At 68.2% G+C, this 24,458-nt stretch carries 19 protein-coding genes; 5 read left to right on the top strand and 14 right to left on the bottom strand.

All coding sequences use genetic code 11. From position 1 onward, the window contains the following. The first annotated feature begins 14 nt into the window (after positions 1–14). Positions 15–554, top strand: coding sequence for a dihydrofolate reductase family protein (locus BLW00_RS09205; RefSeq protein ID WP_092552703.1), 540 nt, complete (start codon positions 15–17; stop codon positions 552–554). Here the strand turns inward: BLW00_RS09205 and dxs are convergent. From dxs to dut, 6 genes are all read right to left on the bottom strand, one after another. Further along, positions 536–2,515, bottom strand: a complete 1,980-nt coding sequence (gene dxs / locus BLW00_RS09200) for a 1-deoxy-D-xylulose-5-phosphate synthase (RefSeq protein WP_092552700.1) — start codon at positions 2,513–2,515, stop codon at positions 536–538. The two genes, BLW00_RS09205 and dxs, sit on opposite strands and share 19 nt — an antisense overlap. A gap of 62 nt (positions 2,516–2,577) precedes the next feature. Then, positions 2,578–5,415, bottom strand: coding sequence for an aconitate hydratase (locus tag BLW00_RS09195; RefSeq protein ID WP_092552697.1), 2,838 nt, complete (start codon positions 5,413–5,415; stop codon positions 2,578–2,580). Positions 5,416–5,545: 130 nt separating this feature from the next. Continuing rightward, a complete protein-coding gene (locus BLW00_RS09190; RefSeq protein ID WP_092552695.1) occupies positions 5,546–7,939 on the bottom strand; it encodes an HAD-IC family P-type ATPase in 2,394 nt (797 codons plus the stop codon). 22 nt (positions 7,940–7,961) lie between these two features. Then, a complete protein-coding gene (locus BLW00_RS09185) occupies positions 7,962–8,741 on the bottom strand; it encodes a DUF3159 domain-containing protein (protein ID WP_092552692.1) in 780 nt (259 codons plus the stop codon). Next, positions 8,738–9,427: a DUF3710 domain-containing protein gene (locus BLW00_RS09180; RefSeq protein ID WP_092552689.1), complete on the bottom strand. Its 690-nt coding sequence runs from the start codon at positions 9,425–9,427 to the stop codon at positions 8,738–8,740. The genes BLW00_RS09185 and BLW00_RS09180 overlap by 4 nt, the downstream gene beginning before the upstream one ends. Beyond that, complete coding sequence (gene dut, locus BLW00_RS09175; protein ID WP_092552686.1) at positions 9,424–9,882, bottom strand: dUTP diphosphatase; 459 nt, start codon at positions 9,880–9,882, stop codon at positions 9,424–9,426. The genes BLW00_RS09180 and dut overlap by 4 nt, the downstream gene beginning before the upstream one ends. Before the next feature lie 39 nt (positions 9,883–9,921). Here dut and BLW00_RS09170 point away from each other — a divergent pair, with 39 nt between their 5' ends. Beyond that, positions 9,922–10,374, top strand: a complete 453-nt coding sequence (locus BLW00_RS09170) for a DUF3093 domain-containing protein (protein ID WP_092552683.1) — start codon at positions 9,922–9,924, stop codon at positions 10,372–10,374. On the opposite strand, the gene BLW00_RS09165 is transcribed toward BLW00_RS09170, so the two are convergent. Continuing rightward, the gene (locus BLW00_RS09165) at positions 10,371–10,664 is read right to left on the bottom strand and encodes a DUF4193 domain-containing protein (RefSeq protein ID WP_022897746.1); all 294 of its coding nucleotides are present in this window, start codon (positions 10,662–10,664) and stop codon (positions 10,371–10,373) included. The two genes, BLW00_RS09170 and BLW00_RS09165, sit on opposite strands and share 4 nt — an antisense overlap. 201 nt (positions 10,665–10,865) lie before the next feature. Between BLW00_RS09165 and sepH the strand changes: the two genes are divergently transcribed. After that, complete coding sequence (gene sepH / locus BLW00_RS09160; protein WP_092552680.1) at positions 10,866–12,086, top strand: septation protein SepH; 1,221 nt, start codon at positions 10,866–10,868, stop codon at positions 12,084–12,086. A 51-nt stretch (positions 12,087–12,137) separates the two neighbouring features. On the opposite strand, the gene BLW00_RS09155 is transcribed toward sepH, so the two are convergent. Then, the gene (locus tag BLW00_RS09155; protein WP_092552677.1) at positions 12,138–13,289 is read right to left on the bottom strand and encodes an alkaline phosphatase family protein; all 1,152 of its coding nucleotides are present in this window, start codon (positions 13,287–13,289) and stop codon (positions 12,138–12,140) included. 98 nt (positions 13,290–13,387) lie between these two features. On the opposite strand from BLW00_RS09155, the gene BLW00_RS09150 reads away from it, so the two are divergent. Further along, on the top strand, positions 13,388–15,865 hold the full coding sequence (locus BLW00_RS09150) for a DNA gyrase/topoisomerase IV subunit A (RefSeq protein WP_092552674.1): 2,478 nt from the start codon (positions 13,388–13,390) through the stop codon (positions 15,863–15,865). A gap of 69 nt (positions 15,866–15,934) precedes the next feature. Here the strand turns inward: BLW00_RS09150 and BLW00_RS09145 are convergent, their stop codons facing one another. Continuing rightward, positions 15,935–16,168, bottom strand: a complete 234-nt coding sequence (locus BLW00_RS09145) for a DUF7455 domain-containing protein (RefSeq protein WP_092552672.1) — start codon at positions 16,166–16,168, stop codon at positions 15,935–15,937. Between the two features lie 209 nt (positions 16,169–16,377). On the opposite strand from BLW00_RS09145, the gene BLW00_RS09140 reads away from it, so the two are divergent. Further along, on the top strand, positions 16,378–18,465 hold the full coding sequence (locus tag BLW00_RS09140) for a DNA gyrase/topoisomerase IV subunit B (protein ID WP_092554614.1): 2,088 nt from the start codon (positions 16,378–16,380) through the stop codon (positions 18,463–18,465). 78 nt (positions 18,466–18,543) lie between these two features. Here BLW00_RS09140 and BLW00_RS09135 read toward each other — a convergent pair whose 3' ends face one another. From BLW00_RS09135 to BLW00_RS09115, 5 genes are all read right to left on the bottom strand, one after another. Next, on the bottom strand, positions 18,544–19,278 hold the full coding sequence (locus BLW00_RS09135) for a type 1 glutamine amidotransferase (protein ID WP_092552670.1): 735 nt from the start codon (positions 19,276–19,278) through the stop codon (positions 18,544–18,546). Then, positions 19,275–20,564 (bottom strand): MurT ligase domain-containing protein, encoded by a 1,290-nt coding sequence (locus tag BLW00_RS09130; protein WP_092552667.1) that lies wholly within the window; start codon positions 20,562–20,564, stop codon positions 19,275–19,277. The genes BLW00_RS09135 and BLW00_RS09130 overlap by 4 nt, the downstream gene beginning before the upstream one ends. A gap of 4 nt (positions 20,565–20,568) precedes the next feature. After that, positions 20,569–21,879, bottom strand: a complete 1,311-nt coding sequence (locus tag BLW00_RS09125) for an RNA polymerase sigma factor (protein ID WP_245741484.1) — start codon at positions 21,877–21,879, stop codon at positions 20,569–20,571. Positions 21,880–22,080: 201 nt separating this feature from the next. Continuing rightward, positions 22,081–23,397, bottom strand: a complete 1,317-nt coding sequence (locus BLW00_RS09120) for an MFS transporter (protein WP_092552661.1) — start codon at positions 23,395–23,397, stop codon at positions 22,081–22,083. A gap of 36 nt (positions 23,398–23,433) precedes the next feature. Then, positions 23,434–24,366 carry a proteasome assembly chaperone family protein gene (locus BLW00_RS09115; protein WP_092552658.1) on the bottom strand — a complete coding sequence of 311 codons (933 nt, stop codon included), beginning with the start codon at positions 24,364–24,366 and terminating at the stop codon, positions 23,434–23,436. Positions 24,367–24,458: the final 92 nt, after the last annotated feature.

The following is a 24,458-nucleotide window of genomic DNA, read 5'->3' as shown; positions in this document are numbered from 1 at the left end:
GGTAGCGTCACGGCATGACCAAGACGCAGTACTACGTGGCCGCCAGCATCGACGGGTTCATCGCCGATCGCGACAACGGGCTCGACTGGCTGATGCAGTTCGGGTTCGAGGAGTTCACCGCCGACTACGAGGCCTTCATCGCCGGGGTCGGAGTCGTGGTGATGGGGTCGCGCACCTACGAATTCCTGCTCGACGACAACCCCGAGAAGTGGCCGTATCCCGATCACGTCTCCTGGGTTCTCACGAACCGCGTGCTTCCGCTCATACCGGGCGGAGACATCCGGATGGCCCGAGGCGACGTCACCGAACTGCACGAGGAGTGGGTCGAGGCAGCCGGCGACAAGAAAATCTGGATCGTTGGAGGCGGCCTGGTCGCCGCTCAGGTGGCCGACGCCGGCCTGCTCGACGAGATCCTGCTCACCACCATGCCGGTGGTACTCGGCGCGGGCGCACCGATACTGCCGCTGTCGGGAACCTCTGGCGTGTTCGACCTCGTGAGCACGCAGCTCTTCCCGAGCGGCGCGATCGGAGCCGTCTACCGCACCAGGCGGTGAAGCGTGTCGGTGTCGCTGTTCTTCAGCGACGGGTAGGCGGCGGCGTGACCGGCGTCGCTCAGGGGCCGGGCGATCGGGATCTTGTTGCCCCGCACCTGCGCCACCAGATCCTCGGCGATCTGCTCGGGAGTGAGCCCCACGCGCTGCAGGATCTCGGAGCGGCTCGCGTGCTCGAGGAACTCGTCGGGCAGGCCCAGCTCGGTGACCGCGGTGTCGACGCCGGCCTCGCGCAGGTCTTGCCGGATGCGCGTGCCGATCCCGCCCACGCGCACGCCGTCTTCGATGGTCACGACGATGCGGTGCGCATCCGAGAGCTCGATGATGCTCCACGGCACGGGCACCACCCAGCGCGGATCGACCACGGTGCTGCCGATGCCCTGCGCCTCGAGCAGCTCGGCGACCTCCAGCGACAATTCGGCCATCGGGCCGACGGCCACGATGAGAACGTCTTTCTGCGCGTCTTCGCGGAGCACGTCGACGCCGTCGACGGTGCGCCGGATGGCCGGGATGTCGGGGCCCACGTTGCCCTTGGGAAAGCGCACGACTGTGGGGGCATCCGTCACTCGCACCGCTTCGGCGAGTTCTTCGCGCAGTCGCTCCGCGTCGCGCGGGGCGCTGAGGCGGATGCGCGGCACCACCTGCAGGATGGCGAGATCCCACATGCCGTGGTGGCTCGCGCCGTCGGGCCCGGTGACACCGGCCCGGTCGAGAACGAAGGTGACGCCGGCCTGGTGGAGGCCGACATCCATCAGCACCTGGTCGAAGGCGCGGTTGACGAAGGTGGCGTAGAGCGCCACCACAGGATGCAAGCCGCCGAACGCGAGGCCCGCGGCCGAGGTCACGGCATGCTGCTCGGCGATGCCGACGTCGAACACCCGCGTCGGGAACCGCTCGGCGAACTTGTGGAGACCGGTGGGGCGGAGCATCGCGGCGGTGATGCCCACGATCGTCTCGTCCTGCTCGGCCTGGCGCACCATCTCGTCGGCGAAGACGCCGGTCCACGACGGGGCACCGGAGGGCGCTGAGATCGGCTCGCCCGTCTCGGGGTCGATCTGCCCGACCGCGTGGAACTGGTCGGCCACATCTGTGAGGGCCGGCTGGTAGCCGCGGCCCTTCTCGGTGATGGCATGCACGATCACCGGCGCGCCGTACTGCTTCGCCTGCTGCAGGGCCTCGATCATGGCCCCGAGATCGTGTCCGTCGACCGGGCCGAGGTACTTGATGTCGAGGTTCGCGTAGAGCGAGGAGTTGTTGGTGACCCGGCTGAGGAACCCGTGCAGACCACCGCGCGCACCGCGGTAGAGCGCTCGCGCCGGGGCGCCCAGGCGGTCGAACAGCTTGCGGCTCGACTGGTGCAGGTCGTGGTAGCCCTTCTTGGTGCGCACGGTGTTGAGGTAGCGCGCCATGCCGCCGATGGTCGGGGCGTAGGACCGGCCGTTGTCATTGACGATGATCACGAGGTTGCGCGAATTGTCGTCGCTGATGTTGTTGAGCGCCTCCCAGGTCATGCCGCCCGTGAGCGCACCGTCACCGACCACGGCCACGACGTGCCGGTCGTTCTGGCCGGTCATCTCGAACGCGCGGGAGATGCCGTCGGCCCAGGACAGCGAACTGGAGGCGTGCGACGACTCCACGACGTCGTGCGGGCTCTCCGAGCGCTGCGGGTAGCCGGCCAGTCCGCCCTTCTGCCGAAGACCGGAGAAGTCCTGACGGCCGGTGAGCAGCTTGTGCACGTAGGACTGGTGCCCGGTGTCGAACACGATCGCGTCGCGCGGCGAATCGAACACCTTGTGGATGGCGATGGTGGTCTCCACCACGCCCAGGTTGGGGCCGAGGTGACCACCGGTCTTCGAGACCTCCGCGATCAGGAAAGCGCGGATCTCGCCCGCCAGCGTCTCCAGCTGGGCGGGCGAGAGTGCGTCGAGATCGCGGGGATCGTTGATCCCTCCAAGCAGACTCATACCATCCACCTTCCCATGGCAGCGTGATCTTTCACTCTACGCCGGGCCGGCCGTTAAACCGCTCAGACCAGGCTGCGCAGCACGTACTGCAGGATGCCGCCGTTGCGGTAGTAGTCCGCCTCACCAGGGGTGTCGATGCGCACCACCGCGTCGAACTCGATCGTCTCCTTGCCGGCGGGCGAGTGCTCGCTCGGAGCGGCGACGACGTGCACGGTCTTCGGGGTGCGGCCCTCGTTCAGCTCCTCGATGCCCGAGATGGAGACCACCTCGGTGCCGTCGAGACCGAGCGAGGCCCAGCTCTCGCCGGCGGGGAACTGCAGCGGAACGACGCCCATGCCGATGAGGTTGGAGCGGTGGATGCGCTCGAAGCTCTCGACGATGACGGCCTTCACGCCGAGGAGCGACGTGCCCTTCGCCGCCCAGTCGCGCGACGAACCCGATCCGTACTCCTTGCCGCCGAAGATCACCAGCGGGGTGCCCTGCGCCTGGTAGTTCTGCGAGGCGTCGTAGATGAACGACTGCGGGCCCTCGGGCTGCGTGAAGTCGCGGGTGTAGCCACCCTCGACTCCGTCGAGCAGCTGGTTCTTCAGACGGATGTTCGCGAAGGTGCCGCGGATCATCACCTCGTGGTTGCCGCGGCGCGAACCGTAGGAGTTGTAGTCCTTGCGGTCGACCCCGTGCGCGTCGAGGTAGTGACCGGCCGGGCTGTCGGCCTTGATGTTGCCGGCCGGCGAGATGTGGTCGGTGGTGACCGAGTCGCCGAGCTTCGCGAGCACCCGGGCGCCGGCGATGTCGGAGACCGGGGTGGTCTCCAGCGTCATGCCGTCGAAGTACGGGGGCTTCCGCACGTAGGTCGACTCCGAGTCCCACTCGAAGACCGGGCCGGTGGGCGTGGGCAGCGAACGCCAGCGCTCGTCGCCCTCGAACACGCTCGAGTACTCGTGGGTGAACATCTCGGTGTTGATCGAGGTGTCGATGGTCTGCTGCACCTCGGCCGCGTCGGGCCAGATGTCGCGCAGGAACACGTCGTTGCCGTCTTTGTCCTGACCGAGCGCGTCGACCTCGAAATCGAAGTTCATCGAGCCGGCCAGCGCGTAGGCGATGACCAGAGGCGGTGAGGCGAGGTAGTTCATCTTCACGTCGGGCGAGATGCGGCCCTCGAAGTTGCGGTTGCCCGAGAGCACGGCGGTGACGGCGAGGTCGTTGTCGTTGATGGCCGACGACACCTCGTCGATCAGCGGGCCGGTGTTGCCGATGCAGACCGTGCATCCGTAACCCACCGTGTAGAAGCCGAGGGCCTCGAGGTCGCCGGTGAGGCCGGCCTTCTCGTAGTAGTCGGTGACGACCTTCGAGCCCGGTGCGAGCGTGGTCTTGACCCAGGGCTTCGCCTTCAGGCCGAGCTTGTTCGCGTTGCGGGCCAGGAGGCCGGCGGCGAGCATGACGCTCGGGTTCGAGGTGTTGGTGCACGAGGTGATCGCGGCAACCGCGACGGCGCCGTGGTCGAGGGTGTACTTGTCGCCGGCGGCGGTCGTCACCGCGGTGGGCCGCGAGAGCGCGCCCGGGGCGTGGCTCACGTGGGTGTGCGAGATCTCGTGCGCCGAATCCTCGTCTTGCGCGGTGAAGCCGAGCGGGTCGGATGCCGGGAACGTGCCCTCGAGCGACGCGTCGACGCGAGAGAGATCCTGATCGGCGTTGGCGTAGTTCTCGAGGTCGCGGATGAAGGTCGACTTGGCGACGCTCAGCTCCACGCGGTCTTGCGGGCGCTTCGGGCCGGAGATCGACGGCACGACGGTGCCCAGGTCGAGCTCGAGGTACTCGCTGAACACGGGCTCCTGGGCCGGGTCGTGCCAGAGCTTCTGCAGCTTCGAGTAGGCCTCGACGAGAGCCACCTGTTCCTCGCTCCGGCCGGTGAGGCGCAGGTAGTCGAGTGTGACGTCGTCGATGGGGAACATGGCGGCCGTGGAGCCGAACTCGGGGCTCATGTTGCCGATGGTGGCGCGGTTGGCCAGCGGAACCGCGCCGACGCCCTCGCCGTAGAACTCGACGAACTTGCCGACCACACCGTGCTTGCGCACCATCTCGGTGATGGTGAGCACGACATCCGTGGCCGTGACACCGGCCGGGATGGAGCCGGAGAGCTTGAAGCCGACGACCTTCGGGATGAGCATGGAGACCGGCTGCCCGAGCATCGCGGCCTCGGCCTCGATGCCGCCGACGCCCCAGCCGAGCACGCCCAGGCCGTTGACCATGGTGGTGTGCGAGTCGGTGCCGACGCAGGTGTCGGGGTAGGCGCGGAGCACCGTCTGGCCGAAGGAGTCGACGACCTCGCGGGTGTAGGTGACGCGTGCCAGATATTCGATGTTCACCTGGTGCACGATGCCGGTTCCGGGTGGAACGACCTTGAAGTCGTCGAACGCCGTCTGGCCCCAGCGGAGGAACTGGTAGCGCTCTCCGTTGCGCTCGTATTCGATCTCGACGTTGCGCTCGAGGGCGTTCTCGGTACCGAAGAGGTCGGCGATGACCGAGTGGTCGATCACGAGCTCGGCGGGAGCGAGCGGGTTGATCTTGGTGGGGTCGCCGCCGAGGGCGCCGACCGCTTCGCGCATGGTGGCGAGGTCGACGATGCAGGGCACACCGGTGAAGTCCTGCATCACCACGCGCGCCGGGGTGAACTGGATCTCGGTGTCGGGCTCGGCCGTGGGCACCCAGCCGCCGAGCGCCTTGATGTGCTCCGCGGTGATGTTCGCGCCGTCTTCGGTGCGAAGGAGGTTCTCGAGCAGCACCTTGAGGCTGAACGGGAGCTTCTCGTAGCCGGGGACCTTGTCGATTCTGTAGACCTCGTAAGACGCGTCTCCGACCTTCAGAGTGTCTTTCGATCCGAAACTGTTCACTGCCGACACGTCGACCTCACCTTCGCTGATTCACCACAATCTTGGTTCGCGCCGGGGGTGGAAGGCTAGCAAGGCTCTCCTTACCGGTGGCGCGCATTTATCTTGACGTCAAGATAAATATAGCACTCGAGGATGTCGCTCACTCCCGGTCGGAGACGAGTCCGCGACGCCGTGCGATCCGGTACCACGCCTCCACCCCCAGGGCTCCCGCGACGCCGACGGCGACCGCATAGAGGAGCGCGGGGATGCTCTGCACCTCGAGCGCGAAGAAGTCGCGGGCGAGCGGCACCAGGTAGGCGAGCAGGAAGACCCCGGTGACGGCGACGACCATGCCGATCCGCCAGCCGCTCAAGGGGCGTGCGAGCACGCTCAGCACCCAGAGCGAGACGACGAAGAGGGTGACCGTGGCGAGGCTCCTGGCCTCGCCCAACGCCAGGTTCTCGCGGAGCACCGCGAAGCTCGCCACGCAGGCGGCCGCGGCCACCAGACCGGTCGGCACCGAGAAGGCGAGAACCCGCTTCAGCACCCCGGGCTGATAGCGCCGGCGGTTCGGGGCCAGGGCCAGGAAGAACGAGGGGATGCCGATGGCCAGCGACGACACCAGTGTCATCTGACGGGGCAGGAACGGGAACTTCCAGAGCAGCACGGCGCTGACCAAGGCGAGCACGATGCCGTAGACGGTCTTGGTGAGAAAGAGGTTCGACACCCGCTCGACGTTCGCGATCACACGGCGGGCGTAGGAGAGAACGGTCGGCAGCCGGTCGAACCGGCCTTCGAGCAGCACGATGCGCGACACCGCTCGCGTGGCGGGCGTCGCGTTGCCCATGGCGATACCAAGGTCGGCGTCTTTGATGGCCATCGCGTCATTCACGCCGTCGCCGGTCATCGCCACCGTGCGCCCCTGCGCCTGCAGCGCGTGCACGACGTTGCGCTTCTGCTCCGGGGCGACCCGGCCGAACACACTCGATACACCGAGCGCCTCGACCACGGAACCGTCTGAGGTCAGAGCGCTGGCATCGACGGCCGCGCCCGGCAGGCCCAGCTCCCCCGCGATCGCACCCACCGTCACCGGGTTGTCGCCCGAGAGCACGACGACCCGCACACCCTGCTCGTCGAAGTACTCCAGCGTGGGCCGCGCATCCGGCCGCACCGACTCGTGGAACACGGCGATGGCGGCGGGGCGGAACCCGGCGCCGGGCGACTCGGTGTCGGCGTAGTCGCCCGCGAGTCCCGCTCCCAGCCCGAGGGCGAGTGAGCGGCGGCCCGACGCGGCGATCTCGGTGGCCTGGCGGAGCGCATCCGGAGCGCCGCTCAGCAATCGCTCGGGCGCACCGAGCAGCCAGGTCTGCGGCCGGCCGTCGCGCTCGAAGGTGATGGCGCTGAAGGCCCGGCGGGAGCTGAACGGCAGGCGTTCGAGCACGGCCGAGTCGTCGGCCCCGAAGTGCGGGCGCAGGGCCAGTGCGGTCTGGTTGGCCGCCACGTCATGGGCGATGAGGCCGAGCACGGCGTCGAGCTCGTCGTCGCGGAATCCGTCGTCGAGCGTCACCAGCCGCTCGAAGCCGATCTCGCCGGTGGTGAGGGTGCCGGTCTTGTCGAGGCAGAGCACGTCGACGCGGGCGAGCACCTCCACCGCGGCGAGCTCCTGCACGAGCACCTTCTGCCGGCCGAGCTGGATGACGGCCACGCCGAACGCGAGGCTGGTGAGCAGCACCAGCCCCTCCGGGATCATGCCCACCACGCTCGCCACCGTGTCGAGCGCCGCGAGCCGCCACGACGCGGAGGGCACCTGCCCCAGGTCGGAGAGCTCGAACACGCCGTCGGGGCCGATCGCGCCGTAGACGAGCACCCGGCCGACGATCACGATCAGGATGACCGGGATGAGCAACCAGCTGAGGTACACCAGGATGCGCGTGGTCGCCGCCCGCAGTTCGGAGTGCACCAGGGTGTGCCGCTTGATCTCCCGGGTGAGCGTGTTGGCGTAGGACTGCGCTCCCACGGCGGTGACGCGGCACTCCGCGGTGCCCGAGACCACGAGCGACCCGGAGAGGAGGGTGTCGCCGGGCCGCTTCGCGATGGGCTCCGACTCCCCCGTGAGCATCGACTCGTCGACGAGCAGATCGGCCACGGCATCCAGCTGCGCATCGGCGGTGACCTGGTCGCCGGGGCGCAACAGCATGAGGTCGTCGAGCACCACCTGCTCCGGGGCGATCACGACGACCTCGCCGCCGCGACGCACCGCGGTCTCGGGGGCCGCGAGCAGGGCGAGGCGCTCGAGACTGGCTTTGGCCCGCAGCTCCTGCACGATGCCGATCAGCGAGTTCACGATCACGATGCCGAAGAACCACCCGTCGCCGAGGTCTCCGAGCAGCACCACCGCGAGGAAGCAGACCGTGAGGATGGCGTTGAAGAAGGTGAAGACGTTCTCCCGCAGGATGCTGCCGACCGACCGCGAGGTCGAGGTGTCGGCGACGTTCGTCAGGCCGCGCGCGACCCGATCGGCCACCTCCGCCTCGGTGAGACCCCCGTCTCCCATCCTCGCTCCCCCGGGCCCCGGATCAGGACGGCTCGGCGGATGCCGCAGGCCGGGTCTTCGAATACGCGGCCCGCACCAGCAGCCAGGTGACCCAGAGCATCGCCGCGTAGAGCGGAACCCCGAGGATCAGCTTGATGTACCCGAGCAGCTCGGTCTGCGCGGTGAGGTAGAGCGGCACCTCGAAGGCCAGGCGCGTCGCGAACAGACCGACCCAGCACCACGTCGCCACCAGCACCACACGGCCCTTGGCGCGATCGGTGCGGTAGCCGCCCGGATCGTTCACCAGGAGGCTCACGATGATGCCGATCAAGGGGCGGCGGGCGATGAGGGAGACGAGCAGCACCGCGAGGCAGACCACGTTGATCACGATGCCGAGCACGAAGTTGTCTTCGGCGCGCCCCGTGAACAGGGCGAGGCCGGCCGACACCCCCACCCCGAGGAGGCCGGCCACGGCGGTCATCACCGCGCTGCGGGTGACCAGCCGGATGATCACGAAGACCACCGACAGCGCCACCGGAGCGGAAACCGAGAGCACCAGGTTCTTGGTGACGGTGAAGATGACGAGGAAGGCCAGGCCGGGCAGGATCGACTCGATCAGCCCCCGCACGCCGCCGATGGCCTTGAGCAGCGAGGAACTCGTCGGAGTCTCGCCCGGCGTCACCGCGCCGATGCCGGAGTTGCGGGCGGCCTGGGCGAAGGCTTCGTGGAACGTGAGCGGCTGCTGCGCCGCGGAGTCGCCCGCGGCATCCGACCCGCCCGGTGACGCTGCGGCGCTCGCGTCGCGGTCGTCGGGCGTCGTCACGAGGCCGGGGCGGCGCCACCCGAGGCCGCGGTCTTCGGAATGGTGAGCGGGATGAGGTCGCGCGGCGGCATCGGCTGCGAGCCACGCACCACCACGACGCTGCGGAACAGGTCTTCGAGCGCCGTCTGGGCGGCGGGGTTCGTGATGGCGTCGCCGGCGATCACACCGCGGAGGAGCCAGCGCGGACCGTCGACCCCGATGAAGCGGGCGATGCGGAGACCTTGCGTTCCGTCGGGCGCGGTGGCCGGCACCCCGGCCACGAGCTCGGGCCCGAACACGCCGATCTGCGCGGTGCTCTGACCGCCCTGCTTGAGGATCTGGTCTTCGATCTGCTCGCGGATCTCGTGCCAGAGGCCCGTCGAGCGCGGGGCGGCGAAGGCCTGCACCTGCAGGGTCGACCCGGCATAGTCGAGGCCGACTGCCACCACCCGGTTGGTGCCCTCTTCGACCTCCAGGCGGAGGTGGAGCCCCTCTCGGGGCAGGATCTTCAGGCCGCCGAGATCGACGTAGGGGCGGGCGGGGTTCGCCTCTGTGGCGTCGAAGGGGCCGTCGGTCTCGCGGTCGGCCGGCGCGGACTTCGCGTCGCGGTCGATGTCGGAGCCGGCATCCGCGGCCTCGACCAGTTCGCTGTCGGCGTTCTCGATGTCGGGCTGCTCGTCGCCGGGGACGATGTCGTTGTCGCTCATGACTGGTTTCCGTTCGTAGGCGACGAATATCCGGTGGAGCCGAACCCGCCCTCGCCCCGATGGCTCCCGGGGAGCGTCTCGACGGGCACGAACACGGCTCGCGTCACCGGCATCACGATCAGTTGCGCGATTCTGTCGCCGACGGCGATATCGTACGGCACCTGGCTGTCGGTGTTCAGGAGGATGACCTTGATCTCGCCGCGGTAGCCCGCGTCGACGGTTCCCGGTGAGTTCACCACGGTGATGCCGTGCTTGGCGGCCAGGCCGCTGCGGGGCACGACGAAGGCGACGTAACCGTCGGGCAGGGCGATCGAGACGCCGGTACCGACCATCCGGCGCTCCCCCGGCGCCAGCGTGACGTCTTCGCTGGAGAGCAGATCCGCGCCCGCATCGCCCGGATGGGCGTAGCTCGGCACGTTCTGCGCACTGATCAGGATCTCGATGGAAGAAGTCACGAGTCGAGGGTAGTGCAGAAAGGATGATCGAATAGAGGCATGTCGCACTATCGGGAGAAGCTCACTCCCTCCCTCTGGGTCTTCGTCTCGATCGCCCTCGTGATCCCGGCGAGCATCATCGTCTTCGCCCCTCTGACCACGATCGACGGCTGGCTGGTCGGCACGGTGGTGGGCGTCGTGCTCTACGTCGGGCTCATCGGCACGATCTGGGCGATGGCGCCGGTGCTCGACGTGACGTCGGGCATCGTGCGGGTCGGGCGTGCCACCATCCCGGCCGATCTTCTCGGCGAATGCACGGCTTACCGGGGCGAAGAAGCCCGGGAGCAGCGGGGCCGGCTGGCGGATGCGCGCGCCTGGCTCTGCATCCGGGGCTGGATCGATCCGGTCGTGAAAATGCAAATCGCCGATCCGCAGGATCCGACACCCTACTGGCTGGTGTCGACCCGGCGTCCCGGCGATTTCATCGATGCGGTGACGGCGTCGCAGCGCTAGGAGGCGCACTCCACACAGATCGCGCCGAGCTTCTCCTCGTGATCGATCTGCGAGCGGTGCTTCACGAGGAAGCAGCTGATGCACGTGAATTCGTCGGCCTGCGGAGGCAGGACGACCACGTCGAGATCGAGGTCGGAGAGGTCGGCGCCCGGCAGTTCGAAACCACCGGGGTTGTCGGCGTCATCGACATCTACGACGCCGGACATCTTGTCCGGAACTCGCTCCTTCAGCGCTTCGATCGAATCCGAATCGTCATCGGTCTTACGCGGTGCGTCGTAATCAGTCGCCATGCCCATCCACTTCTTGAATACAGCCCATTAACGAAATCGGCGGCGTTAGTTTGCATCAAACGGGCGGGAATAGCAAACCGTCGCATGAGCAGTTATTACTCACGGCCCTTGCAACTTGCGGCACGCCCGGAACATTCCCGGTTTCCGGGGCGTCTCCGTGGCATCCTGTCAGCGAACAGTGACCTCTGGAGGCCTTTCACCATGCAGGATTTGACGGTAATCGGAGTCGAGAACGGCGCGTTGCTCGTGTCGAGCGACGGCGGCGAACGTTTTCGGATCGTGATCGACGACGTCCTCCAATCGCGACTCCGTCAGGGAGTGGCCGCACAGGCCGGCGGCAAGAAGGTCTCGCCGCGCGAGATCCAAACCCACATCCGGGCCGGACTCTCGGCGTTCGAGGTGGCAGAGCTCACCGGGGCGTCGGTCGAATACGTCGAGCGCTTCGAGGGCCCCGTGGTCGCCGAGCGCCAGTTCATGGTCGATTCCGCCCTCCGTGTTCCCGTGCAACCCACCGCTCCCGCCGATCCGCTCGGCGAAGAACCGCTCTCGACCTTCGGCGACGCCCTCGAGGAGCGCCTGGAGGGTCTCGACGCGAGAGACGTGCGCTGGGCGAGCTGGAAAGACGAGACCGGCTGGATCGTGAAGCTCACCTTCAGCTCCCGCGAGATCGAGCACGATGCCCGCTGGCAGTTCGACCCGAAGCGGCACGCGCTGACGCCGCTGAACAACGAGGCCACCACGCTGTCGCGGCACGGCGAGCTGAGCGAAGGGCTGATCCCGAGGCTCCGCGCGGTGTCCACTCCCGCCGAGGCCGGCGACGAACGCTTCGACAGCGGGTCGTTCACGCCGCTCGAACGGGTGACGTCCCCCGCCGGCCCGTCGCCCGCCCTCGCCGAGTCCGGTCCCGCTGCGGAGACGACGGATGCGCGCTCCGGCGACCCGGCGCCCGTCGCGGAGCCCGCCGCCTCGGCCTCCGGCTCCGCGGGTGCAGCATCGCCGGCCACCCTCTTCGCCCCGGGCCGCCCGGCGAAGGAGGCGCAGCGCCCCTACGACGGATTCGCCGTGAAGCGCGCTCCCGACACCGCCGACACGGCCGACCACAACCAGACCGCCGACCTGCTCGAGGCGCTGCGGCGTCGGCGCGGAGAGCGCGAAGCGGCGGCCTTCGAACCGGCGCACGACGAGGAGCCGGTGTTCGGCGGGCCGCGTCCGGTTCCGATCGATCCGGTCGACACCCCCCTCGAGGGCCTGGAGCCCGAGATCATGGTGCCCCCGGTGATCCAGCCGGGCTCCTCGGTGTCGTCTCCACCCGCCTCCGTCGGTTCGGCGGGCAAGCAGTCCGCGCCCAAGCGTCAGCGCGCTGCCATGCCCAGTTGGGACGAGATCGTCTTCGGTGCCCGGTCGGACGACGATCCGGCATAGGCTCGCGCAGCCCTGGGTCGTGTCGTCAGCGCGTCCGAGGCGCTCGACGCATCACTGCGCCAGGCGGTAGGCCCCGGCCCGTAGGAGCGGCACCAAGGTCTCCTCCGGCGTCATCGAGCCGTGCTGGCCGATCATCGAGCGACCCGTCGTGTCGCCCTCGCGCCCGTCGTAGTAGGCGACCAGCTTGCGCGCCGCCACGATGACGTCGCCGATCCGCGGTTCGACCTCGGCGTCGACCGGTCCGAACCAGCCGGCGTCGATCGCCTCCTCGCGCGTGGCGATCCAGGCGCGCTGCCCTTCGCGGGCGCGCCACGTCTCGGCCAGCCGCGTACGCGCATCCGTCGTCGCCTCCGCACCGAGGTAGAGCTGCAGACAGCGCGGATCGCCGCCGACCTTCACCACGCCGTCGACCAGCTCGGGCGTCTCGCCGAACAGGATGTGACCGGTCACCGGAACATCCACCACGCCGTGGTCGGCGGTGAGCAGCAGCCCCTCGCCGCGGCGGAGGGTCGAGGTGAAGCGCGCGTACTCGGCGTCGAGCAGCTCGAGCGTCGCGAGCCAGCGATCGGACTGCCAGCCGCGGGCGTGCGCGAGCTGATCGAGTTCGGGAACGTAGAGATAGACGAGACGGCGGCCGCCTTCGTCGAAGAGGCGTCGTGCGGCCGCGAAGCGTTCGGCGATCGATCCGGCCGCGACGTAGTCGGCACCCCGCAGGATGGCCTTGGTGAGTCCGGAGCCGGCGTATTTCGCCGGGCCGATCGTGTTCGACGGCACCCCGGCGGCGCGGAGCCGTTCGAAGACGGTCGGCAGCCGCTGCCACGTGGCGGGCGGCATCGCCTCCGACCAACCGGAGAGCTGGTTCACCACCTCGCCGAGCTCGGGCACGAGCGCGGTGTAGCCCACGATCCCGTGCTCGCCGGGGCGGCCACCGGTGGTCAGGGTGGCCAACGCGGCGGCCGTGGTGGTGGGGAAACCGCTGGAGATGGTGGTGCGCTTCGTGAGCCCCGCGTTCAGGGCGCGGGCATGGCCAGCGCGCGCGCGGAGGGCGGCTGAGCCCAACCCGTCCACCAGCACCACCACGACGCGCTCGGCCGGCGGCAGCTCGAACCGGTTCGGTTCACCACCCAGCGACGACACACAACTCGGCAACACGTCGGCGAGCGTGGGCTCCTCGGCCGCCCGCGTCGGTAGCATGGTGGACATTCGGCCCAGTCTGGCACACGACCCTCGTCGTCGCCCGATGCCCTCCGCGCCGACCGGAATCATCCGGAACCACCCCGACACGCTCGAGAAACACAGGAATGACAGCTGCCACGAACGATCCCACGTCCACCGATGCTGGCGCGGGCGCTGAGAAGATCCTCGACGTCGACGTCTCGACGGAGATGCAGGACTCGTTCCTCGAATACGCGTACTCGGTCATCTACTCCCGCGCGCTGCCCGATGCCCGCGACGGCTTGAAGCCCGTGCAGCGGCGCATCCTCTACATGATGAGCGACATGGGCCTGCGCCCCGACCGCGGTCACGTGAAGAGCGCTCGCGTCGTGGGCGAGGTGATGGGAAAGCTCCACCCGCACGGCGACACCGCGATCTACGACGCCCTGGTGCGCTTGGCCCAGGCCTGGACGATGCGGGTTCCGCTGATCGACGGCCACGGCAACTTCGGCTCCCTCGACGACGGACCGGCCGCCTCCCGCTACACCGAGGCCCGCCTCGATCAGGTCGCGATGGCGATGGTCGAGAACATCGACGAAGACGTCATCGACTTCGTCCCCAACTACGACAACCAGCTCGTGCAGCCGGATGTGCTGCCCGCGGCCATCCCGAACCTCCTGGTGAACGGTGCGAGCGGCATCGCGGTCGGCATGGCCACGAACATGGCTCCGCACAACCTGATCGAGGTCGTGGCCGGCGCGCGCTACCTGATCGAGAACCCGGATGCCTCCCTCGACGACCTGATGTCGTTCATCCCCGGGCCCGACCTGCCGGGCGGCGGCACCATCGTGGGTCTCGCCGGTGTGCGCGACGCCTACGAGACCGGCCGCGGCAGTTTCAAGACGCGGGCGAAGGTCTCGGTCGAGACCCTGAGCGCCCGCAAGACCGGCCTCGTGGTGACGGAGCTGCCTTACCTCGTGGGCCCCGAGAAGGTGATCGCCAAGATCAAAGACGGCGTGACGTCGAAGAAGATCCAGGGCATCAGCGACGTCACCGACCTCACCGACCGCACGCACGGGCTGCGCCTCGTGATCGGCATCAAGACCGGGTTCAACCCCGAGGCCGTGCTCGAGCAGCTCTACAAGCTCACCCCGCTCGAAGACAGCTTCAACATCAACAACGTCGCCCTAGTCGACGGCGGTCCGCTCACCCTCGGACTCCGCGACCTGCTCATCGTCTACGTCAACCACCGCATCGAGGTCGTGACCCGGCGCACCCGCTTCCGTCTCGAGCGGCGGCGGGAGCGGCTGCACCTGGTCGAGGGCCTCCTCATCGCGATCCTCGACATCGACGAGGTGATCCAGGTCATCCGCACGAGCGACGACACCGATCAGGCACGGGTGCGACTGATCGACGTCTTCGAGCTCAGCGTGCTGCAGGCCGACTACATCCTCGAGCTGCGGCTGCGCCGGCTCACCCGGTTCTCGCGGATCGAGCTCGAGGCCGAGCGCGACAAGCTGCGCGAGGAGATCGCACAGCTCGAGGCCCTGCTCGCCGACCCCGCGCTCATCCGGGCCACCGTGTCCAACGAGCTGGAGGAGGTGGCGGAGAAGTACGGCACTCCGCGGCGCACCCTGCTCACCGAGGCCAGACCCTCCCTCGCCGCCACGTCGAAGAAGGCGCAGCCCGTTCTGGAGGTCGCCGACGTTCCCTGCACCGTGCTCCTCAGCACCACCGGGCGCGTGGTGCGGGTCGACCGCGAAGAGAGCGACGAGGAGCGGGGCGACGGACCGACGGTCACCGTGCGGCGCAGCAAGCACGATGCCATCCGCAGCCAGGTCGACACCACCCGCCGCTCGGAGGTGGGCGCGATCACCGATACGGGCCGGCTCATCCGGATGCCCGTGATGGACCTGCCCGCGGTGCCCGCGAACTCGGTGCAGCTCGGTGCCGGCGTGAAGGTGGGCGACTACCTCGCCATCGACACCAAGCGCGAGAAGATCGTGGGGCTCGTCTCGCTCACCTCGAGCGTGCCGATCGCGCTCGGCACCGCCCAGGGCGTGGTCAAGCGGGTCACGCCCGGCGCCTATCCGGCACGACCCGACTTCGAGGTCATCGCCTTGAAGCCCGGCGATTCCGTCGTGGGGGTCGCCCAGCACGCCGAGGAAGACGAGCTCGTGTTCATCACCTCGGATGCGCAGCTGCTGCGCTTCTTCCAGGCGAGCGTGCGGCCCCAGGGCGTGGCCGCGGGCGGCATGGCGGGCATCAACCTCGGGCCGGGTGCATCCGTGATCTGGTTCGGCTCGGTGCCCGACGGCGACGACGCGGTGGTGGTGACCGTCTCGGGCAGCACCTCGACCCTCGCGGGCACGGATGCCGGATCGGGCAAGGTCTCCGACTTCGCCGAGTTCCCGCCGAAGGGCAGGGCCACCGGCGGCGTGCGCGCGCACCGCTTCCTGAAGGGTGAAGACGTGCTCACCGTGGCGTGGGCGGGTCGCGCACCCGCGTTGGCCGTGGGAACGGATGGCGCAGCCCGCACGCTCCCGGACGCCGGCGCCAAGCGCGACGCCTCCGGTGTGGCGCTCAGCGGCGTGGTGGGCTCGATCGGCACGGCGCGCGTCTAGCCCCGGCCCCGCCGAACGAAAAAGGCCCGCACCGCGATCAGATCGCAGTGGGGCCTTTTCGGAATCCGGTTAGGGGCGCTCGTTCAGCTTCGCTGACTCGTCGTGCCATCCGGTGGCCACCTGGGAGAGCTTCTCCTGGTATTTGCGCCCGTGGTGGGCGCAGAACAGGAGCTCGCCACCCGAGGGCATGTCGACGCGGATGTAGGCCTGGGCACCACAACTGTCACAACGGTCGGCCGCTGTGAGCTGATAGGCGTTCTCCAGATCGGACACAGCGCTGGTTTCTGCTGCAACTGACTGCATCTTCGGCTCCTTAGCGACTCGAACGTGAACTGGCTGGTAGTCACATCAAAGCACTGTTCTGTAACGGCCAAGCCACAATCCGCTGTGTTTCGCTGTGCGCGTACCGGGAATACACCGAGGGTGTCGTACGCCGGTGAGCCCATCCGGGGCGGTTAGCCTTGGAGATCGGAACGCCCGTGCGTTCCCTCGCGATTCCCGAAGGAGACCCGGTGGCATCACCGTCCGACTACTCTGCCCGGCACCTGTCCGTTCTCGAAGGCCTCGAGGCGGTTCGCAAGCGGCCCGGCATGTACATCGGCTCCACCGACTCCCGCGGTCTGATGCACTGCCTCTGGGAGATCATCGACAACTCGGTCGACGAAGCGCTCGGCGGGTTCGGCACCGACATCGACGTGGTGCTGCACGACGACGGCAGCGTCGAGGTGCGCGACACCGCCCGCGGCATCCCGGTCGACATCGAGCCGAAGACCGGGCTCTCCGGTGTCGAGGTGGTCTTCACCAAGCTGCACGCCGGCGGCAAGTTCGGTTCGGGATCGTACGCGGCCTCCGGCGGTCTGCACGGTGTCGGCGCCTCCGTCGTCAACGCCCTCTCCGAGCGCCTCGACGTCGAGGTCGACCGCGACGGCAAGACCTGGGCCATGTCGTTCCACCGGGGCGAGCCCGGCATCTTCGACGACAAGGGCGGCCCGGCGAGCCCGGATGCGCCCTTCACGCCGTTCGAGAAGAAGAGCGAACTGCGGGTGGTCGGCAAGGTGGCCCGTGCCAAGACCGGTACGCGTGTGCGCTACTGGGCCGATCGCCAGATCTTCACGCGCGGTGCCGAGTTCCAGACCGACGAGCTGACCGTGCGCGCCCGTCAGACCGCGTTCCTCGTGCCCGGACTCAAGATCGCGATCGATGACGAGCGGGGCGAGGAGCCGCGCCACGAGTCGTTCCGCTTCGAGGGCGGCATCTCGGAGTTCGTGGAGCACCTGGCTCCCGACTCCCCCATCACCGACACCTGGCGCATCCAGGGCACGGGCACGTTCACCGAGACCGTTCCGGTGCTCTCGGAGCACGGCGCGATGGTGCCCACCGAGCTCTCGCGCGAGTGCGCGGTCGACCTCGCGATGCGCTGGGGCATCGGCTACGACACCGAGTTCCGCAGCTTCGTGAACATCATCTCGACGCCGAAGGGCGGCACCCACCAGGCCGGTTTCGAGGCCGGGCTACTGAAGTTCCTGCGGCAGGCCGTCGAGGCCAACGCCCGCCGCCTCAAGGTCGGCAACGACAAGCTCGACAAGGAAGACGTGCTCGCCGGTCTCACCGCCGTGCTGACCGTGCGCCTGCCCGAACCGCAATTCGAAGGCCAGACCAAGGAGGTGCTCGGCACCCCGGCCGTGCGCGCCATCGTGTCGCAGGTGGTCACCAAGGGCCTGGCCGACCGCTTCGGCTCTCCCAAACGCGACGACAAGGCGCAGTCGGCGCTCGTGCTCGACAAGGTCGTGGCCGAGATGAAGTCGCGCATCTCGGCGCGCGCCCACAAGGAGACGCAGCGCCGCAAGAACGCGCTCGAGTCATCCACGCTGCCGGCAAAGCTCGTCGACTGCCGATCCTCCGACGTGGCACAGAGCGAGCTGTTCATCGTGGAGGGCGACTCGGCCCTCGGCACCGCGAAGCTCGCGCGCAACAGCGAGTTCCAGGCGCTGCTCCCCATCCGCGGCAAGATCCTCAACGTGCAGAAGGCGTCGATCGCCGACATGCTCTCGAACGCCGAGTGCGCCTCGATCATCCAGGTCATCGGCGCGGGCTCCGGCCGCTCCTTCGATCTGTCGGCGGCGCGCTACGGCAAGATCATCCTGATGAGCGACGCGGATGTCGACGGTGCGCACATCCGCACCCTCCTACTCACCCTGTTCTTCCGCTACATGCGGCCACTGATCGAAGACGGCCGGGTCTACGCCGCCGTGCCGCCGTTGCACCGGGTGGTGGCGATCAACCCGGGCTCGAAGCCGAACGAGACGATCTACACCTACTCCGAGGCCGAGTTGAACGCCGTGCTCGCCGCGCTCAAGAAGTCGGGCCGCAAGTACCAAGACCCGATCCAGCGCTACAAGGGTCTCGGCGAGATGGATGCCGACCAGCTCGCGTCCACCACCATGGACAAGCGCTTCCGCACCCTGCGCCGGGTGGGCGTGGCCGACGCCGCCGTGGCGGAGAAGATGTTCGAGTTGCTGATGGGCGACGACGTGGCCCCGCGCAAGGAGTTCATCATCGCCGGCTCCGACAACATGTCGCGTGACCGCATCGACGTCTGATTGCTAGTTATTACGCAAATAGTGAGGACCGACGCCCTATATGGGGTCGGTCCTCACTATTTGCGTAATTTCTAGCTGCTATTCGCTGAGCGGGGCCGCCGCAATCGTCTCCCGAGCGTGGCGGGCCCGATCGTCGACCACGCGCAGGGCCTCGGGGGCGGCGTCGATGTACGACAGGCCGCGGCGCGAGCGAGCGGTGTCGAGCAGGGAGTCGGCGAGGCCGGGGTTGTTCGCCAGCACGGGGCCGTGCAGGTGGGTGCCGAGGAGGTTGTCCTCCCAGAAGCCCTCCTCGCCGGGGGTCTCGGTGTTGCCGCGCCCGTAGACGACTCGGCCGAGCGTCCGATGCCCTCCCACGTCGACGAACGAGCCGCGGTTCTCGAAGCCCACGACTGTGCCGAGCCGCGCTGACTCCACCACGAAGTCGCCGACCACCCGGATCCCGCCGTGGCGGGTGGTGACCGGGAAGACGCCGGCGCCCTCGAGCACCTCGCCGCCCTCGAGCGTCACAGTCTCGCCGAGCAGCTGGAAGCCGGCGCCGATCGCCAGGAACGGCACGCCGTCAGAAGCCAGAGCCCGCAATTCGGCACCGATGCCGAGCACGAGCGGATGCGCGCGAACCTCGGCCGAGACGGGGCCGCTGCCGATGAACACGAGGTCCGCCTCGTCGAAGCGGAGCGGATCGCCCCCGTCGTAGCTGATGACCTCGACCGGCAGCCCGCGCCACTCCGATCGGAGCCGGAGGATCTCGACGTTACCGCTCTCTCCGTTCAGGCCGAGGAGGCGCGGGAAGAGGTGCAGGATGCGCAGAGTCACGGTTGTCCCCCGCCCTCGAGCTCCTTGAAGCCCAGGATCTTGCGGATCAGCATCATCTGCTCGTAGTTCAGGATCATCACCTTGTGGCCGGTGGTGGGAGCGGGCAGGGCGAGAAAGGCCTTCAAAGCGGCTTTCACGTCGAGGTCTACGGAGCCGACCGGGATGCCGAGGTAGCCGAAGCGCACCGCGAACTGCCAGGCCTTCGATCCTGTGATCCCGTCGACGTGGTCGAGCGCCGAGAAATCGATGTCGTAGATCCACGACGGATCGGGGGTGCCCTCGTCGACCGCCATGAAGACCTGCTCGGGGGCGCCCTCGAGCGAGTCGAGGTTGAGTTGTAGGCTCGCCGGGTTCTTCATCATGATGATCTCGATCTGCTCGCCCTCCACCTCGAGCAACTCGCCGCGACCGTAGACCGTCTCGAGGGTGTCGAGGGCACGGGTGACCAACTCCGGCTTGAAGCGATCGCCCAGCACGCTGCGTGCCGCAGCTGCGGCACCGGCGGCATCGAGGGCGTAGTGCATGCCGCGGGCGGGCAGCTTCACCGAGACCAGGGTGCCGTCGATGTCGAGCGCCGCCCGGGCGCCCTCGAGCGCGACGACCTCGACCGCGGCCGGCCGCGACCCGGGTGCGACGGTGGAGTCACCGAAGCGGTCGGCCGACGCCACGCCGTGGCTCGCGGCGTCCACGAGCGCGGGCACACCGCCGAAGAACGACACGGCCCGGCCGTCGCGAGCCGGGATGCGCTGATCGAGGTCGACCAGGAAGTTGTCTTCCCGGTTCAGCACGAGACCCTCGGTGGCGGAGGCGGCGACCCGGCCGAGCATCGCGGCCACCCGATCGGGCTCGTGGTAGCGGTTCAGCTGGTCGATCTGGATGTTCAGCAGCAGCACCGTACGCGGCTTCAGCAACTCGGCGAGCCGGGTTCCGTAGCCCTCGTCCACCTCGAGGATCGCGATGTCGGAGTCGAGCCGGCCGCTGACCGACACCTCCGAGAGCAACGCCGACGCGATGCCCTGAGGGAGGTTGCCGCCCGACGGGTTGGTGAAGACCGTCAGGCCGTGCTGCCGCATGATGGCGGCGAGCATGTTCGTGGTGGTCGATTTGCCGTTCGATCCGGAGACCGCGACGACGCCATCGGGAATGCGGGCGATGGTGCGCTCGAGAAACCCGGGATCGATCTTCAGCGCGATGTTGCCGGGGATCGCCGACCCGCCGCCGCGCAGGCGCGCGGCGACACGGACGGCCCGCCCGACGAGAACGGCCGTGGCAGTGCGGAGCCCCACCGGCCTACTCGAGGTAGTCGCGCAGCGACTGCGATCGCGAGGGGTGACGGAGCTTGGCCATCGTCTTCGACTCGATCTGACGGATGCGCTCGCGCGTCACGCCGAAGGTGTCGCCGATCTGGTCGAGGGTCTTGGGCATGCCGTCGCCGAGACCGAAACGCATCCGGATGACGCCGGCCTCGCGCTCCGAGAGGGAGTCGAGGAGCGATTCCAGCTGCTTCTGCAGCATCGTGAAGCCCACCGCGTCGGCCGGGACGACCGCTTCGGTGTCTTCGATCAGGTCGCCGAACTCGCTGTCGCCGTCTTCACCCAGGGGGGTGTGCAGTGAGATGGGCTCACGGCCGTACTTCTGCACCTCGACGACCTTCTCCGGGGTCATGTCGAGTTCGCGCGAGAGCTCTTCGGGCGTGGGCTCACGGCCGAGATCCTGCAGCATCTGGCGCTGCACACGGGCGAGCTTGTTGATGACCTCGACCATGTGCACCGGGATGCGGATGGTGCGCGCCTGGTCGGCCATCGCACGCGTGATCGCCTGACGGATCCACCAGGTGGCGTAGGTCGAGAACTTGAAGCCCTTGGTGTAGTCGAACTTCTCGACGGCACGGATGAGACCCAGGTTGCCTTCCTGGATGAGGTCGAGGAACTGCATGCCGCGACCGGTGTAGCGCTTGGCGAGCGAGACCACGAGGCGCAGGTTCGCGCCGAGCAGGTGGCTCTTGGCCCGCTGGCCGTCTTTCGCCACCCACTGCAGCTCACGCTTGAGCGTCGGCGTCAGGTTGTCGCTGTTCGCCAGCTTGTCTTCGGCGAACAGACCCGCCTCGATGCGCATCGCGAGTTCGACCTCTTCGGCCGCGTTCAGGAGCGCGACCTTTCCGATCTGCTTCAGGTAGTCCTTGACCGGATCGGCCGTGGCGCCCGTGATCGTGGAGGAGTAGACGGGAACGTCGTCTTCGTCGTCGACCAGCGAGAGCACGAGGGCACCGCTCGGCAGCGGGGCCTCGGCGGCGGCCGGCTTGGCGGGCTTGTCGTCGCCGTCGGCATCCGTGTCGTCGGAGTCGCTGTCGTCGACGACCACCTCGACGTCGTCGGCGACCTCTTCGACCGCGTCGTCGTCGACGACGACGACCTCGTCATCGGGCTCGATGTCGTCGGAGTCGTCGCTCTTCGCGGTCGCCTTGGTGGCCTTCTTCGGGGCAGCCTTCGCTGCGGTCTTCTTGGCCGGCGCGCGCTTGGCCGTGGGGCGCTGCGCTGCCGACTCGACCTCGTCAGGCGCCGTTGCCTTCTCGAGGATGTCTGCGGACTTGGGGGTGGCCATTACTTCACCTTTCATGCCACGCGACCGGGGTGGGAGGTGCAAGGTCCCGGGCAAGATTCCCGTCACGTGAAGATGTTTTTGGACATTACTAAGACCCATGTCAAGTGCCGGGTTTTCGCAGCCGAAAAGAGATGCTGCATCCGTGCACAAGAACGGGTCTTGATTATCAATTATTGCATGGAATGACCGGTCAGAACGCCGTCAGGCCCCCCGGCGCCTCCATGCTCTGTACAGTGCAACCCAGATGGGGCCCACGGATATTCCCTCGTCCTCCTCGAGCTTGCGCCGGGTGCGGCGCCTGGCGCGCACGAACATGACGACACCGAAGCCGATCACGAGGTATTGAACGGTGAATGCACGCCGGAATGCGTCGAGATCGTAGAGGCTCGAACTGACTCCGGTGTCGAATTGCAGGTCGAGCAGCACACCGATCAGGAACATGGTCACGAAGCTCGCGGTGAACCCGCCGACGTTCACGATGCCGTTGGCCGATCCGAGTGAGCGGATCGGGTTGAAGGAGCGCGCGAAGTCGAAGCCGATGAGCGATCCCGGACCGCCGATGCCCATCGCCACGACCAGCACGATCACGAGCCAGGTCGGCGGCACGCCCGGCCAGAGCAGCAGCACCGCCCAGACGAGACCCAGGATGGCGGTGATCCCGAGCACCAGGTTCGAGCGGCGCAGCGGGAAACGGGCGGTCAGGATGCCGAGCACCGGCCCGGCGATCAAACCGGAGAGCACGATCAGCACGAGCAGGAACGAGGCGAACCCCGGGTCGAAGCCGAGCGCCGACACCATGAACGGGAATCCCCAGAACAGGGCGAACACGGTTCCGGAGGACTGCGTGGTGTAGTGCGACCAGAACCCGAGCTGCGTTCCGGGGCGACGGATGGTCTGGGCGAGCCCCTGCAGCGCTTCTTTCACCGACGCCGCGCGCGGGGGTTCCGGTACGTGCGCCGGCCGGTTCGCCAGCAGCACGACGCCGAGCACGAAGCCCACGAAAGAGACCGACGCCGCCGCCGAGAACGCGACCGACCACCCCGCCTGGTGCAGGATCCAGGCGAAGGGCAGCGCCGAGAGGATCTGGCCGATCGCGCCGACGTTTCCCGTCCATTGCGACAGCTGCGGCACCAGTCGCCCCTGGAACCAGGAGTTGATCAACCGGATGAGCGAGATGAACACGGCCGCGTCACCCGCCCCCACCAGGATGCGGGCGATGATCGCGATGGAGATGTCGGGTGCGAACGCGAGGATCGTCTGGCCGACCACCATCACCGCGCTGCCGGTGCAGATCAGCAGCTTCGGCCCGACCCGGTCGATGAGGAGCCCGATCGGGATCTGCAGTGCCGCGTAGACGATCAGCTGCACCACGGCGAGGCTGGAGAGCAGCGCCGCCGTCGTGTCGAAGCGATCGGCCGCGTCGACGCCCGCCACGCCCAGCGTGGTGCGCTGCAGCACCGCCGCCATGTAGGCGAACACGCCGACGGCGAAGACGAGCCAGGAGCGACGGGAGTTCACTGCCGTCAGCTTACTCGCGCCCGGCGGGGCCTTCGATCAGCGCGGCCGACCGTCGGTCGGGTCGTCACCCGGGCGGTTGCCCGCGAGGAAGCGTTCCAGTTCGTCGGCGATCTCGTCGGCCGAGGGCAGTTCACCGTCGATGTCGGTGAGCGGAGAACGGAGGCCGTTGCCTTCCATATAGGTGTCGTGCCGCTCTTCGAGCGTGTGCACGAGACGACCCAGCTCGGCGTTCGACTCCACCTGCTCGTCGATCTTGCCGATGAACACCCGGCCCTCCTCACGGAGCCGATCCGTCGGGAAGATGAGTCCGGTGGCGGAGCTGATGCTCTCCAGCGCGACCAGGGCCGTGCTCGGGAACTCGGTGTCGGCGAGGTAGTGCGGCACCAGCAGCACGAATCCGGCGATCGGATGCCCGAGTTCCTGCAGGCGGTATTCCACCAGGTGCAGGGCGTTGGCGGGCGCCTGTGTGCTCGGGCGCCAGACCGACATGGCATCGATCAGCTCGATGCGGTTGCCGCTGACGGTGACGCTGATCGGCCGCGTGTGCGGAACGGGCATCGGGATGGCGTGCACCCAGGTGGTGGTCTTCACGTGGAAACGCTGCACCAGCTCGATCACGGCCGCGCTGAACCGCTCCCACTGGAAGTCGGGCTCGAAGCCGTTGAGAAAGAGGAAGCGCTGCCCCAGCTCGTCGCTCATCAGGTAGAGGCGCAGGCTCTGCGGCTCGTAATCGCTCAGATGATCCTGATCGAAGGTGATGATGGGCCGGCGGGCGCGGTAATCGAGCAGGGTGTCGGCGTCGAACTCGGCCACCACGGTGTTGTCGAGGTTGTCGAGCAGGTACTCGCCCAGCTGGGCGACCGCGCCGCCCGCATCCGTGAATCCGGTGAGAGCCGCGACGAGGTTCAGCCCGTCGGGAACGAGACCGGCGTCGGCCACGACTTCATAGAGTCCGCTCGGTTGTTCCATGCATCAACTCTAAACCGGTGCCCTCGAACCGTCCGGCTCCCCTGGCATGCCGAGAGCGAACACGGATCGGGAATAGGCGGGCTTCGGGCCGG

It is taken from the genome of Herbiconiux ginsengi (assembly GCF_900107435.1).
Taxonomy (GTDB): domain Bacteria; phylum Actinomycetota; class Actinomycetes; order Actinomycetales; family Microbacteriaceae; genus Herbiconiux; species Herbiconiux ginsengi.
The sequence above is the reverse complement of the archived record's forward strand: the minus strand, read 5'-3'. Positions and strand labels throughout refer to the sequence as shown.